The sequence below is a fragment of the Natronomonas marina genome (genome assembly GCF_024298905.1).
GTDB classification, from domain to species: Archaea; Halobacteriota; Halobacteria; order Halobacteriales; family Haloarculaceae; genus Natronomonas; species Natronomonas marina.
Genome location: NZ_CP101154.1, coordinates 3,431,344 through 3,444,887, shown reverse-complemented (window position 1 = coordinate 3,444,887; position 13,544 = coordinate 3,431,344). Strand labels below are relative to the sequence as shown.

14 protein-coding genes are annotated in these 13,544 nt (G+C 66.9%); 10 read left to right on the top strand and 4 right to left on the bottom strand.

The window, feature by feature from the left end; all coding sequences use genetic code 11:
- Positions 1–35 precede the first annotated feature (35 nt).
- The 3 genes from NLF94_RS17945 to NLF94_RS17935 all read left to right on the top strand — a co-directional run bounded on the left by NLF94_RS17945 (position 36) and on the right by NLF94_RS17935 (position 2,010).
- On the top strand, positions 36–386 hold the full coding sequence (locus NLF94_RS17945; protein WP_254841446.1) for a dihydroneopterin aldolase family protein: 351 nt from the start codon (positions 36–38) through the stop codon (positions 384–386).
- A gap of 66 nt (positions 387–452) precedes the next feature.
- The gene (locus tag NLF94_RS17940; protein ID WP_254839010.1) at positions 453–1,484 is read left to right on the top strand and encodes a DUF7544 domain-containing protein; all 1,032 of its coding nucleotides are present in this window, start codon (positions 453–455) and stop codon (positions 1,482–1,484) included.
- 109 nt (positions 1,485–1,593) lie between these two features.
- Complete coding sequence (locus NLF94_RS17935; protein ID WP_254839009.1) at positions 1,594–2,010, top strand: DUF5790 family protein; 417 nt, start codon at positions 1,594–1,596, stop codon at positions 2,008–2,010.
- Here the strand turns inward: NLF94_RS17935 and NLF94_RS17930 are convergent, their stop codons facing one another.
- The 3 genes from NLF94_RS17930 to NLF94_RS17920 form a co-directional block, all read right to left on the bottom strand.
- Positions 2,011–2,736 (bottom strand): creatininase family protein, encoded by a 726-nt coding sequence (locus NLF94_RS17930; RefSeq protein WP_254839008.1) that lies wholly within the window; start codon positions 2,734–2,736, stop codon positions 2,011–2,013.
- Between the two features lie 132 nt (positions 2,737–2,868).
- Positions 2,869–3,402, bottom strand: a complete 534-nt coding sequence (locus tag NLF94_RS17925) for a 50S ribosomal protein L16 (protein WP_254839007.1) — start codon at positions 3,400–3,402, stop codon at positions 2,869–2,871.
- A gap of 143 nt (positions 3,403–3,545) precedes the next feature.
- A complete protein-coding gene (locus NLF94_RS17920; protein ID WP_254839006.1) occupies positions 3,546–4,340 on the bottom strand; it encodes a hypothetical protein in 795 nt (264 codons plus the stop codon).
- A 243-nt stretch (positions 4,341–4,583) separates the two neighbouring features.
- On the opposite strand from NLF94_RS17920, the gene NLF94_RS17915 reads away from it, so the two are divergent.
- From NLF94_RS17915 to NLF94_RS17885, 7 genes are all read left to right on the top strand, one after another.
- Positions 4,584–5,807 (top strand): PGF-CTERM sorting domain-containing protein, encoded by a 1,224-nt coding sequence (locus tag NLF94_RS17915; protein WP_254839005.1) that lies wholly within the window; start codon positions 4,584–4,586, stop codon positions 5,805–5,807.
- 208 nt (positions 5,808–6,015) lie between these two features.
- A complete protein-coding gene (locus tag NLF94_RS17910; protein ID WP_254839004.1) occupies positions 6,016–7,161 on the top strand; it encodes a PGF-CTERM sorting domain-containing protein in 1,146 nt (381 codons plus the stop codon).
- Between the two features lie 239 nt (positions 7,162–7,400).
- Positions 7,401–8,867 carry a substrate-binding domain-containing protein gene (locus tag NLF94_RS17905; protein ID WP_254839003.1) on the top strand — a complete coding sequence of 489 codons (1,467 nt, stop codon included), beginning with the start codon at positions 7,401–7,403 and terminating at the stop codon, positions 8,865–8,867.
- Positions 8,867–9,796: a branched-chain amino acid ABC transporter permease gene (locus NLF94_RS17900; RefSeq protein ID WP_254839002.1), complete on the top strand. Its 930-nt coding sequence runs from the start codon at positions 8,867–8,869 to the stop codon at positions 9,794–9,796. The genes NLF94_RS17905 and NLF94_RS17900 overlap by 1 nt, the downstream gene beginning before the upstream one ends.
- Positions 9,796–11,007, top strand: coding sequence for a branched-chain amino acid ABC transporter permease (locus tag NLF94_RS17895; protein WP_254839001.1), 1,212 nt, complete (start codon positions 9,796–9,798; stop codon positions 11,005–11,007). The genes NLF94_RS17900 and NLF94_RS17895 overlap by 1 nt, the downstream gene beginning before the upstream one ends.
- Positions 11,004–11,795, top strand: coding sequence for an ABC transporter ATP-binding protein (locus tag NLF94_RS17890; protein ID WP_254839000.1), 792 nt, complete (start codon positions 11,004–11,006; stop codon positions 11,793–11,795). Before NLF94_RS17895 ends, NLF94_RS17890 begins: the two co-directional genes overlap by 4 nt.
- Positions 11,792–12,559, top strand: coding sequence for an ABC transporter ATP-binding protein (locus NLF94_RS17885; protein ID WP_254838999.1), 768 nt, complete (start codon positions 11,792–11,794; stop codon positions 12,557–12,559). Before NLF94_RS17890 ends, NLF94_RS17885 begins: the two co-directional genes overlap by 4 nt.
- Here the strand turns inward: NLF94_RS17885 and NLF94_RS17880 are convergent.
- Positions 12,556–13,512 (bottom strand): CPBP family intramembrane glutamic endopeptidase, encoded by a 957-nt coding sequence (locus tag NLF94_RS17880; protein ID WP_254838998.1) that lies wholly within the window; start codon positions 13,510–13,512, stop codon positions 12,556–12,558. The genes NLF94_RS17885 and NLF94_RS17880 overlap by 4 nt on opposite strands.
- Between the last annotated feature and the right edge of the window lie 32 nt (positions 13,513–13,544).

The window sequence follows — 13,544 nt, the reverse complement described above, 5'->3', positions numbered from 1 at the left end:
CGAAACGACTTGTGGCCGCACGCCCGAACCCCGGCATGGAGCCGACGACGCCACAGGAGGCCTGCTTCGAGGCCGGCATCAAGTTCGGGACGCTGTACCACCAGTTCGCCGGCACGCCGGTCTCGCCCGACAGCGCCGACAGCCTCGAACGGGCGATGGAGGAAGCCATCGAGAACCAGCCGTTCTGCGAGTCCGTGACCGTCGACATCCTCGAGGAGGTCCTGGCGGCGGAACTGGCCGAGCGGTCGGCCGACTACGCCGAACTGACCGGCCGGTTCGTGGAGGTCGAGATGGTCGTCGCCTACGAGGGCTGTACGGTCCGGACCTCGATGGCGATGGACGGCGACTACCCCCGAATGAGCGTCGACGAACTCCGCGAGGGCTGACCGTCACGGAATCGGCGTGCCGCCTTACCCCGGTGTTTTAAGTTCTCGCTCGGCGGAACCGGGCGTATGACCCTCCACGCGCTGGACGCACTCGGCGACGCGATAACCGCCACAAGGGAGTACCGCCCCCGCGGACTGGGGGAGTGGCTGTGGGTGGCCTTCGTCGCTATCCTGGTCGGAACTCCCGGTATCGGTCTGCCGACCGGCGGCGCCGGCGGCACCGGCACCGGCGGGGAGTTCTCGCCGCAGCAACCCTCGGAGTTTCCCGGCGAGATCCCGCAGGCGGTCCTCGAGGTCCTCGCGGTCATCGTCGCCGCCCTGATCGTCGTCTGGGTGCTTCTCCTTCTGGTCGGCGCCATGCTGGAGTTCCCGTTCCTGGCGTGGCTCCGGGACGGCGAGGTCGACACTCTCGCGGAGATACGCACGCATCTCGGGCAGGCGCTCGGACTGGCCGTCTTCCGTCTGGTGGTGGGCCTCGTCGGGTTCGCGCTCGTGGCGGGGCTGCTCGTCGCCTCGGTCGGAACCGGCGGTACGCCGACGGAGTACCTGCTCGGGGCCGCCGACCTCGGCGTCGTCCTCGGTCTCCTCGGCATCCCGACGAGTCTGGTCACCGCCTTTACCACGGCGTTCGTCGTCCCGACGATGCGACTCGAGGACACCGGCGTCGTCGGCGGCTGGCGGCGGTTCTGGTCGACGCTTGCCGGCGCGCCCAAGCAGTTCCTCGCCTACGCGGTCGCCGTCGCGGTGCTGGCCTACATCGGCGGCCTTCTCGTCGTCATCGCCGCGTTCCTGGCGATGATTCCCGCGGTCATCGTCGGCGGCATCCTCGGTGTTGTCGTCGGGTTCGGACTCGGAGCGACGGCCGGAATCGTCGTCGTGGCGGCGTTCGGCGGGCTCGCGTTCACCGTCGTCGCACTGGCCGTCTACGCCCTCGTACAGGTGTTCCTCCGCTACTACGCGCTGTTCGTCCTCGGGGCCATCGACGAGGAACTGGACTTCGCGCCGGAACGACGCCGCGCGGTCGGCAGCGGCGACGATGCCGACGACGGACCCGAACGGGCTGGCGGCACGGACGATCCCCAGGTCGACCCCCAGTGAGCCGACCGGCGGCCGGCGGCGCCGTGCCCGACCGTCCCCGTTCTTGCGGTCGGTTTTCACTTTCGCTTTCCGGCGTGTTTTTAACCAATAGCCCGACGAACAGGTCGGTATGAGCCAGGCGACACTCGACGACGACGAGCTGTTCGACGAGGCGGCCAGCGAGATGCGCGAGGATGTCGAATCCAGTCTCGCGGACGCGAAGGCGGCGCTCCCCGAGGCCGACGACGTCTGGGACGCCGACGCCGACAACACGCTGGGCGTCCTCAACGGCCTGAAGGGTGCCCTCGACACCGGCGACGCCGAGGCGAACCTCCGGGACGCAAAGAAGTGGTTCGCCGTCGGAAAGGAGGCCGACGCCTTCGAGGACGCCGACGATCTTGAGGACGAAATCGCCGATCTCGAGGACCTGCTGGACGACATCGTCGCGGCCCACGAGCAGGTGAGCGAACTCACCGCGACGATTCCGGAACTCCGGGGCGCCCTCGAGGACGCCCACGCCGAGGCCGACGACGAGGACGGGGAGTAACTACGGCGACCGCCGGGCAACCGCATCGAGCAGTTCCGCCAGCGCCGCCGCCGATTCCTCGAGCAGTTCCTCGCCCAGCGCCGCGTCGCCGTCGCGCGGGTCGCCGACGACGCCGCTGTCGGTGAACTCCGCCGAATCGTACGCCAGGTTCGTCCCGTGGAGCCACTCGCCCCACGTCTCGGCGGCACCGTCGGCCGCCGCCTCGGTGCGGTCCTCGTGGACCAGTTCCGGCCGGAGGTGCCGGACGAACGACGTCTCCGCGGGACCGGCGTGGCCCAGTTCCTCGACGGCGACGGCGTCGAACCAGGTGTAGGGGACCGCGTAGCCGTCGCCGTCGCGGGTGAACCGCCCGCAGGCCTCCCGGAGGGCGTCGACGTTGCCGCCGTGGCCGTTGACGACCACCACGCGGTCGAGACCGTGGTGGGCGAGACTCTCCATCGTCTCGCGGACGTAGGCCCGGAAGGTGTCCTCGCCGACCCACAGCGTGCCGTCGAAGGCGCGGTGCTCCTCGGCGACGCCGACGGGGATGGTCGGGCCGACGAGCGCCCGCCCGTCGTACTCGTCGGCGTAGCGGTCGGCGCCCGCCTCGGCGACGGCCTCGGCGGTCATGAAGTCGACCCCGAGCGGCGCGTGCGGGCCGTGCTGTTCCGTGCTGCCGACGGGCAGGACCGCGAGGTCGGCGTCGGCGTCACGGACGTCCGTCCAGGTCGACTCCGGGAGGTTCATGGGGCCGTCCAGGGGTGGGGTCGGCTTGTATGCGGTGGTTCGGCGGCGGGTCGACCGACGGGGTCGTGCCCGGGAACGGAACGGCCGCTGTCGGGTCGTGGAGAACGAAACCGTACGGAGAACGAGCCGGCGTCAGGCGATGAGCAGTTCCTCGCCGCGCTCGACCCGGATGGTGCAGGGCGGCGAAATCTTGTTGTATGCGCGGCGGAAGGCGTCCTTGGCGACCTCGGCGTCCTCGGGGTTACACCAGACGGTGAAGAGGCGCTCGCCCTGCTGGATGCGGGCGGCGGTACCGACGATCTTCCCGAACGCCTGCCGCATCCCGTCGGAGACACGGTCGGCGCCGGCGCCGGTCGCCTGCTTGTTCTCCCGGATGACCTGGTGGGGGAACTTCCGGAGGATCATCTTGTAGTCGCCGTCCTCGCCGAGTTCCTTCAACATTCGGCGGTTGGCCGACAGCCGCGAGGCCTCCAGCGAGCCGTGGCGAATCTGGACCTCCTCGTCGACGACGAGGCTGATCTGGACGTCGTAGTCGTCGGGGTCGGCGTCGATGTTGCCCATCTTGTACTGGGCGACCTTCGAGCCGGGAATGCCCGTGATGTACTCCCGTCGCGTGTACGCGGGCTTGTCGATGTCCCGGTACATGGAGGCGGGCTTGTCACTCATAGTACGTCGAATCAGGTCGAGTTCGCGGATAAAGCCTTCGAAGCGCGGTGTTCGTGGGATGCTCTAGCGTGAGTCGAGCACCGACGTCGCGGACGGGACGCGGGTCGAGAGGCTGCGGAGGGCGGTCTCGGAAACGCGACGGGTCAGCCGCGATGGGGCAGGAACGCCAGCGCCGCGATGAGGAAGACGGAACTGGCGCTGAAGATGATGACGTACATGAGGCCGCTGGTCCGCTCCTGGTAGTATTCGACGTTGTTCTCGTAGGTGTCGTACCCCTCGACGTCCGTCGAGAGCACGACCGTGCTGTTGTCGGGGAAGGTGGCGACGTACTCCGTGTCGCCGAGCGCGAACACCTTGCCCTCCGAGAGCCCGACGGTGGTCTGCTCTTGGCCCTCCCAGGTCACGAGCACCTCCGAGGAGGTGACGTTGGCGACGGTCTTGGTTGTGTTGTCGTGTTCGATGGTGTCGCCCTCGGAGAACGTCACCCGTTCGGGGTCGAGGTACTCCTCGAGCGGCCGGGTCGTCCCGTTGCGGTAGACGACGACCTCGGTACCGTCGTCGCGGGTGAACGTGCTGTTTTCGACCTCGGAATCGGCTTCCAGCACCGCCGTCACGTCGAACTCCTCGACCAGCGTGAACGACTCCGAATCGTTGCCCGGTTCGATGCTGACGTTGTAGCTGCCGTTCCGGTAGTCGATGGCGGTGTTGTTCGCAAACGTCTCCTCGTTTTCGACGGTCCGGTTGGTGGCCAGATCGCCCGCCCCCTCGCTGACGGTCACGGTGTAGGTTGTGCCGTTCGCCTGGAGGGTGTCGCCGTCGCCGTACTGCTCGCCCTCGACGTCGACGGTCGGCGCCTCGGCCAGCGCCATCACCGAGTACGCACTCGCGGCCATGACGACGAAGAAGGCGATACAGACCGCGGCCCAGCGTCGTTGCATACGCGAGGCAACGTAAGGCCGTCGTATAGGCGTTACTAACTATCGCCACGAGGCCGGAAACAGCTCCAGGACGGGGCTTCGACGCCCGAGCGTCGGGCGCCGAGGGGGGACGACTCCTCGACCGAAGTACGACAGACGATAACAAGTGGCGCGTTTCGCCGGCTCTATTCGGTCATTTATTTAAAACGCTGTACATTCCCTGCGACAGCTATTACATACTAGACCAGAACCGTCCGGTACCGCATGGACGAGAGTACGAAACGAGTTTCGGCGACGCTTCTGGCGGTCGTTTTGGCAGTGTCGGCCGTCGGGGGCGTGACGGTGCTGGCGTTTGCCGGCACGGTCGCGGCCGACCAGCACGAACGCGAGGACGCACCGACGTACAATACCAGCGATGGAGGCGTCAACTTCACGATCAACCTTCCGACACAGACCGACCATCTGCCGGGCAGTCAGAACCAGCAGAACGGCAGTATCGAGTACTTCGCCACCGGCCAGCAGGCCTTCACCGAACAGGGTGCCGAGGACGGTCTCTGGATGAACTTCATCATCATCGAGGCCGAGTGGATCGACTACAGCAACTGCGACGTCACCCAGAACACGAAGGTCTTCGGCATCGACCGGGGCAACACCCGCAGCGGCACCCGCGTCGACGAGGACCTCGTCGAACACCGCAAGGGCTCGACACTCGCGCAGGGTGGCCTCACGATCGACTTCTACGACTGGGGCGACCTCGGGGGCGGGCCACCGTACCTCTCGCCGGACGACGCCGTCGTGGCCGCCCAGGGTGTCGGCTCCAACGCCGGTCCCTGCCTGACGATGACCAGCGAACCCGGCTGGTACCAGCTCCAGGGCTTCACCAACGGCAGCATCGCCACCAAGTGCACCGAGGAGGGCAACTCCCAGTGTGAACCCGACAACAAGCAGCGTCGCGGTATCAACCTGAACTCGAACTACGTCTACATCTGCGACTGCGAGAACGAACAGCAGGCCCGCAACAAACTCGGCCCGCCGCCGACCGCGGAGGACTCGGGTAACAGCGGCGGTGGGGCGACGCCGACGCCCACCCAGAGCGGCGGTGGGGCGACGCCGACGCCCACCGAGTCGGGGAGCACGCCCACGGCGACCCCGACCCCGGTGCCGAGTACAGCGACGCCGACGCCCACGCCGACGCAGGCCAGCAACCAGCAGAACAACCAGAATCAGCAGAACAACCAGAATCAGCAGAACAACCAGAATCAGCAGAACAACCAGAATCAGCAGAACAACCAGAACAACCAGAATCAGCAGAACAACCAGAACAACCAGAACAACCAGAACAACCAGAACAACCAGAACAACCAGAACAACCAGAACCAGAACGCCGACCGCGCGACGCCGACGATAAGCGACGGACCGGGCTTTACGCCGGTCGTCGCGCTGGTCGCGCTGCTCGCGGCCGCGCTGCTCGTCGTCCGCCGGCGGTAACCGACGACTTCTACTTCCTTCGTTTTCGGCGGCTCCAGTGACGCGTCTTCGGTGCGGTCGGCGACGCCGAATCGGTCGAGAGCGGAGTCGACGATTCCCGTTGTCCGGCGGTGTGACGCGTCCGAAGCGCCGCCGTATCGCGGCGTATATAAATTCCCTCGTATGCGGAGCGATACCATTAGACACGTTATCGCACGAACAATCGTCCATGATTCCGAGGCAGGCCAGATCGACTCTTACGGCAGCCCTCGTCGTAGCGGGTGCCGTCGCTGCTGTCGTTCTCGGTGCGGCGGTGACACCGGTCGCGGCCGACGAGCACACGAAAGCGGAGGCGGAGGACTTCACCGAGGAGGCGAACTTCACGGTCACGCTCCCGATGCGGACCGACCACTACCCGGGGAACCACCCGGTCCACAGCGGACAGAACGGCTACAACGCCAGCATCGAATACAACGCCGTGGGCGCACAGGCGCTCAGAGAGGTCGGCGCCGAGGAGGGTGCGTTCATCGACAACATAATCCTCGAGGCCGACTGGATCGACTACAGCAACTGCGACGTCACCCAGAACACCAAGGTCTTCGGTCTCGACTACGGCAACAACGACAGCGGGACGCAGATCGACGAGGACCTCATCCAGTCCCGCAAGAGTTCGACCCTCGCGGAGGGCGGCCTCACGATCGACTTCTACGACTGGGGCGACCTCGGCGGCGACCCGCCGTACGCGGCCCCGGAGGACGCCATCGTGGCCGCCCAGGGCGCCGGCTCCAACGACGGGCCCTGTCTGAAGATGACCAGCGAACCCGGCTGGTACCAGATACAGGGGTTCATCAACGGGACGGAGGCCGACAACGGGCCCGACCAGGAGCCGTCCGAGGAGGCCAACAAAGCGGGGATACTCGCGGACTCGAACTACATCTACATCTGCGAGTGCGACAGCGAGGCGGCGGCCCGCGAGACGCTCGGGCCGCCGCCGAACGAGGCGGGAAGCGGCGGCGAAAGCGGCGGCGCGACGCCCACGCCGACCCCGAGCGGCAACGGGGCCACGCCCACCCCGACCGAGTCGGGTGCTACCCCGACGCCGACCGCGACACAGGTCCCCGACACGTCCACGCCGACCGCGACGCAGGCGCCCAGCACGCCCACGCAGACGCGGGTCCGGGCCACCGGTACCGACGAGAGCGCCCCGGGCGGTGGCGGCAGCCAGGCCACCCGGACGCGGGGCAACGTCGGCGGTGACGGCGCCGGTGGCGCCGTCCGGAACACGCCGACGATAAGCGAAGCGCCGGGCTTTACGCCGGTCGTCGCGCTGGTGGCGCTGCTCGCGGTCGCACTGCTCGTCGTCCGCCGACGATAACGGCCGATCCCGCCGTTTTCCCGACCGTTCGCCGCCGCTATCACGCCGTCCAGCCGCGGGCTCCGTCGACGAGGACCGGCCCGTTTCGGATCGTCCACGGTACGTGTCCGACCCCTCTGATACCGGCGGCGTACTGCCGTTCAGTGGCGATAGCGAGCGACAATAGCCGGATTCTTCATAAAAGCCCGGAGAAAACCAGCGAAACACCCATCCGTTGAACTTCGGTACTTGGGCTACACATGGCAGACGCACCAGACGACGAACAGCAGGACGACGGCGGCCGGCTCGACCGCCGTTCGATCCTGAAATACGGCGGAAGTGGCGCCGTCGCCGCCGGGCTCGCCGGGTGTCAGTCGCCCCAGAACCCGTATCCCGGAAGCGGGCTCCGGTCGGGGAACGACGGCGGAAATCAGGACGACACCGGCCAGGACGACGTCGGCGACGGCGACGGACTGCTCTCCGGCGAGACGGTCCGTATCGGCATCCTCGCACCGATGAACCTGCCGCTCGGGGAGTCGATGTGGGACGCCGCACGGCTCGCCGCCGAACAGCTCAACAACAGCGGCGGGATGCTCGGCGCGAAAGTCGAGGTCGAACTCGGCAACACGAACGTCTCGCCGGCCACGGCCCGTTCCGAGCACAGGCGGCTCGTCACGCAGGCGGGCTGTGACATCACGATGGGTATCTTCCTCGGATCGGCGCTCATCCAGACGCTGCCGTCGATCTCGAACCAGCAGACCATCCACATCACGACCGCCTCGGCGGACCCCAGGGCCGGCAAACTCGTCTCGAAGTCCAACGACGACATCACCGGCGAGGGCGGCGAGACCGAGTACGAGCGGTTCAAGTACCACTTCCGGGCGGGGCCGCTCCACCTGCTCGACCTCGCGGACGCGATGCTGGAGTTCATCGAGAACAACAAGGACAAGTACGGCTGGGAGCAGGTCGCGCTGATGACCGAGAACGTCGGCGAGTTCGACCCGTATCACGACCGGCTGTCGAACCGCCTGAGCGACGTCATCGACGTGCCGGTCAAAAAGCGGGTCGGCGGCATCAGCGACTGGTCGCCCATCTTCAACGAGATAGAGAGCGAGGGCTGTGACCTCTCGCTGGTCGGGCTGGCGCTCATCGGGACCAGCGCCGTCAACCAGTGGTCCAACCAGGAGCGGGACTTCGAGTTCGGCGGCATCCATGTCCCGAGCCAGAGCTTCAGCTACTGGGAGTCCACGAACGGCAACACCGAGTTCGTCTTCTCGATGAACGCGATGACGCCCCAGACCAGCAACACCGAGCAGACCCAGGACTTCGTGCAGGCGTACCAGGAGAAGTGGGACACGGTCCCCATCTACAGCGGGGCGCTCACCTACGACGCGATCACCCTCACCGAGCAGGCGCTCCGGGCGACCATGGAGGGCGAGGGCATCGAGGGCGAGATTCCGGACGACGACCTCATCATCCCGTACATGGAGGAGAAGACGTTCACCGGAAGCACCATCCTCAACGAGTTCCAGTTCACGCCGAAGGACGCGACGTACGCCCACGAACCGCAGTGGACCTCCGTCGAGGAGACGGGCGTGCCGGTCTTCCAGCAGTGGCAGAAGGACCCCGAAATCCGTGAGGACTACGGGACGATGCACTCCTTCTACCCCGAGCAGAACAGGACCGCCGACTACGCCGTTCCCGACTGGATCGGAGGTGGTGGCTGATGGTCACGCTCGGTGCCATCGGCCAGGCCGTGCTGTCGGCGACGTTCATCAGCGCGCTGTACGCCATCATCGCCATCGGATTCACGCTCATCTTCGGCGTCGGTGGCATCCTGAACTTCGCCCACGGCGCGTTCATCACTGTCGGTGCCTTCGCCGCCTACCTCGTGACCAACAGCTCCGGGCTGGTCGCGCTCCCGGTGTGGGTCGGGCTCGTCGTCGGGGCGGCCGCCGGGGCTGCCACCGCCGCCGTCACGTACCTGGGCATCATCCGGTACGTCCGAAAGCGGCCGGTGACCGTCCTGATACTCACCTTCGTCATCGGTTTTTTCCTCATCTACTCGATCCGCATCATCATCAACAGCGGTATCTTCACCTTCATCGGCATCGACAACCCGCTGTCGATCCCGGTTAGTCCGGTCATCAGGGACCCCGCGTTCGGTCTCGGCGGTAGCCTGCTGAACGACGTCTTCATCTTCGTCACCTCCTGGCTGTTCATCGGGCTGCTGTTTTACTTCGTCAACTACACGCGGACCGGCCGCGCCATCCTCGCGGTCAGCATGAGCGACAAGGGCGCCGCGCTGGTCGGCATCGACGCCGAGAAGATCAACCTCATCACCTGGACGCTCGCCGGTGCCTTCGCCGGCTACGCCGGGGTGCTCCTGGCCGGCTCGCTCGGTAACGGGAGCTGGCTGATGTCCATCCAGCCGCCGGCGCCGCTCATCCTCTCCTTTGCCATCGTCATCCTCGGCGGTCTCGGCTCGATCAAGGGGAGCGTCGTCGGCGCCTACATCATCGGCTTCTTCGAGATATTCACGATTAACTTCGTCCCGAACGGCTCGCGGCTCGCGGGGGTCTCCTCGCTCGCGTTGCTGCTGGTGTTCCTGCTCGTCAAGCCCGAGGGACTGTTCGGACGGGAGGCTGCAGAATAATGGCTACCGAAACGCCACTCGAAGGTGACGTCGACAAGCGCCGCCGGGAGGCGGTCAAGGAGAAGCTCATGTTCCAGGACGTCTCGTTGCGCCACCGGCTCGGCATCTACGGGATCGTCCTCCTGGGGCTGTTGCCGACGATACTGCAGCCGAGCGAACTGCTGGATTTCACGTACGTCCTCTATCTGATGATGTTCGCCATCAGCTGGGACGTCGTCTCGGGTTACACCGGTCAGCTCAGCTTCGGGCACGCGTTCTTCTTCGCGCTGGGCGGCTACGGGACGGCCGTCGTCACGACCCAGCACAGCGTCTTCGAAATCACCATCCTGAACGTGCTCTTCGGCATCCTCGTGGCGACGCTCGTCGCCGCCATCGGCGGCGTGCTTATCGGCGTGCCAGCCCTCCGGCTCGACGGGCCGTACCTCTCTTTGGTGACGCTCATCGCGCCGTTGCTGCTGTACCAGAGTTTCATCCTGTTCAGCGGTGGCTTCCCGTACCTCGCTCCCGACGGCTTCGGTGGGACCAGCGGTCTGGTCGAGCGTCCCCCACAGATAGTCGGGCTCGGATCCGACGCCATCATCACGGCCCAGGCGGCCTGGACGGAGGCGCTGGGCAGATACTACCTCTCGTTCGTCGCGCTGCTCGTCGTCCTCGCGGTCACGTACGCCGTGACCCGTTCGGCTGCGGGCAGCGTCTTCACCGCCATCCGGGAAGACGAAGACGCCGTCCGGTCGGTCGGGCTGAATCCCGCGAAGTTCAAGATATTCGCGTTCGTCCTCTCGGCGGCCGTCGGCGGCTTCGCCGCCGCCGTGTGGATGCACGCCGGGCCGTCGTCGTATCCCAACACCGAGAGCGTCTTCGGAGCGGGGCGCATCGACCTCAGCATCAACGTCATCGTCGTCGCCATCATCGGCGGCATGGGCACCATCGTCGGGAGCGTGGTCGGTGCGATGCTGGTCTTCTTCGCCAGGCTGACCACCAGCACCTTCGTCCCGTCGCTGTCGCCGCTCCCGACGTTCCTGCTGGGGATGCTCGTGCTGGTCTTCCTGCCACGCGGCGTGGTTCCGGAACTGGCCGACGCCGGCAAGCGGTACATGGCGCGCCGTCGCGGCGAGGAGCCGCGGGGTCAGACCGGCCGCTCGGCCTCCGAGAGCACGCTGGCGAAGTATCGTGAGGAGATCGAGGACATCCTGGGGCGTGATAACCGATGAGCTCCGAACCCGAGCGCGCTGCGGACGTCGAGGAGGAGACCTACGGACCGAACGACGGCATCCTGGTCGCACGGGACCTCCGCAAGGAGTTCGGGGGGCTCGTCGCGGTCGACGACCTCTCGTTTGCCGTCCAGGAACAGGAGATCCTCGGCTTCATCGGGCCGAACGGCGCCGGGAAGTCGACGACGTTCAACTGCGTCACCGGGACGTACCCGCCGACCGGCGGGAGCGTCTACTTCAAGGGCGAGGACGTGACCGGCATCCCGGCCCACGACATGGTCAAGAAGGGGATGTCCCGGACGTTCCAGGAGTTCGCCCCGCTGGAGGACCGCGCCGTGGTCAAGAACATCGAACTGGCGCTGGCGCCCGACGAACTGTTCACGCTGTCGGGGATGGGCGGCGAGACCGAGCGGCTGGCCCGCGAGATATGTCGCCGGGTCGGTCTCGGCGACGTGATGGACCAGACGCCCTCGGAACTGCCCCACGCCGGTATGCTGAAGCTGGAGTTGGCTCGCGCCATTGCGACCCAGCCCGACGTGATGCTCGTCGACGAGCCGTTCGCCGGGCTCTCGGCCGACGAGGTCCAGGAACTGACCGACGTGATGCTGTCGCTGCGGGACCACGGCATGACGCTTATCGTCGTCGACCACAACATGCGTGGCCTGTTGAACCTCATCGACCGCGCGTTCGTCATCCAGTTCGGTTCGAAGATAGCCGAGGGGTCGCCCGACGAGATCAAGAACGACCCCAAAGTTCAGGAGGCTTACCTCGGAGGTGACGAGATATGAGCACGGACGCCGAAGACGAGTTCCAGTTCGAGTCGAAGACCGACACCACGACCAGCAGCGAGGTGGTGCTCGAATCGAGCGACCTCGCGGTCTCCTACGGCAAGGTGACCGCGCTCCGCGGGCTGGACATAACCGTCACGGAGGGGGAGATCGTCTCGCTCATCGGGCCGAACGGCGCGGGCAAGACGACCTTCTGCAACACGGCGTCGGGCTTTCTGGACTACGACGGGAGCGTCCGCTACCGGGGACAGGAGGTTTCGGACGTCGGCCAGACCGGCCTCGTCGAGCAGGGGATGATCCACTGTACCGAAGAGCGGGACCTGTTCGGTTACATGGACGTCGAGAACAACCTCGAGCTCGGCGGCTACCTGCTCGACGACGACGTCATCGAGGAGCGCAAGGAGTTCGTCTACGACCTGTTCCCGCGGCTCGACGAGCGCCGCGAGCAGAACGCCCGCTCGATGTCGGGCGGCGAACAGCAGATGCTCGCCATCGGGCGGGCGCTGATGGGCGACCCCGACCTGCTCGTCCTCGACGAGCCGACGCTGGGACTGGCACCGGTCATCCTGAAGGATATCGCCGAGGCGCTCGATCCGATCGTCGACCGCGGCGTGACGATCCTGCTGACCGAGCAGAACGTCACGTTCGCCCTGGAGCACGCCGACCGCATCTACCTGCTGGAGAACGGCGAGGCGGTCCGGGAGGGCACGCCCGAGGAACTGAAGGGCGACGACTACATCCGCGAGTCCTATCTCGGCGGCTAACCGTCACCGAGCGCGGGCACCGCGATCTCTTCTTGGAACCCTCGTCCCGTGAGCCGGGCGTAGCCGACGACCACGAGACAGCCGAGGAGCGTCGTTCCCAGCCCGAGCAGGCCACCCTCCGGTCCGAAGGCGCCGCCGTGGACCAGCGGGTCGCCAGAGACCGTCGTCTCGACGAGCCGAACGGGGACGACGAGGCCGCTGACCGGCAGTCCGAGCAGGACGTGGGTGAGGTTCCAGGTGACGTGGACGCCGACGGGGAGGGCCAGCGACCCGGTGTAGACGTAGCCGAGACCGAGCATGAGCCCCGCGAGCGTGATGGTCGCAAGCGAGAGCCGACTCGCCGAGGGATTGAGCCCGTGGAGAAAACCGAAGCCGACACTGGAGAGTGCGAGCGCGCCGACGACCGACCGGCGGCCGTCGAGAAACGCCGTGAGCCCCTCCGCGAGGTTCGTCAGGACGTAGCCGCGCAACAGCAGTTCCTCGTAGACGCCGACGGCGACCATCGCGGCGGCCACGATAGCGAGCCAGACGAGAAGCGAGTAGGCCGAGGGAGCCGCCGGCGCGACGGTGACCCGGTAGACGCCGATTGCGAGACCGACCGCGTAGCCGCCGCCGACGAGACCCACGCCGACGGCGCCGCCGGCGGCGAGGTCGGCCCACCACCAGTCGTCGATTCGGCAGCCGATGTCGCCGAGGACGCGCCGGTCGAGGCGGCGGGCCGCGAGGACGACGACGGCGGTCACGGCTGCGCCGTTGGCGACGAGGACACCGAGTGCGGCCGCGAGACCGGCCCCGGTCGCGGTCGTCGGATCGACGGGGTAGCCGGCCGAAAGCGCCAGCCCCACGACGAGGAGGTTGACGAGGAAGAAGGCGACGCCGACGGCGAGCAGGCGCCACGGCGCCCGGAGCCGTCCGGTCGGCGCGAGGAACCACGAGCGGATGCGAGCGCGCATGGCGGCGCTTCGCCCGGCGAGTCCATCAACGT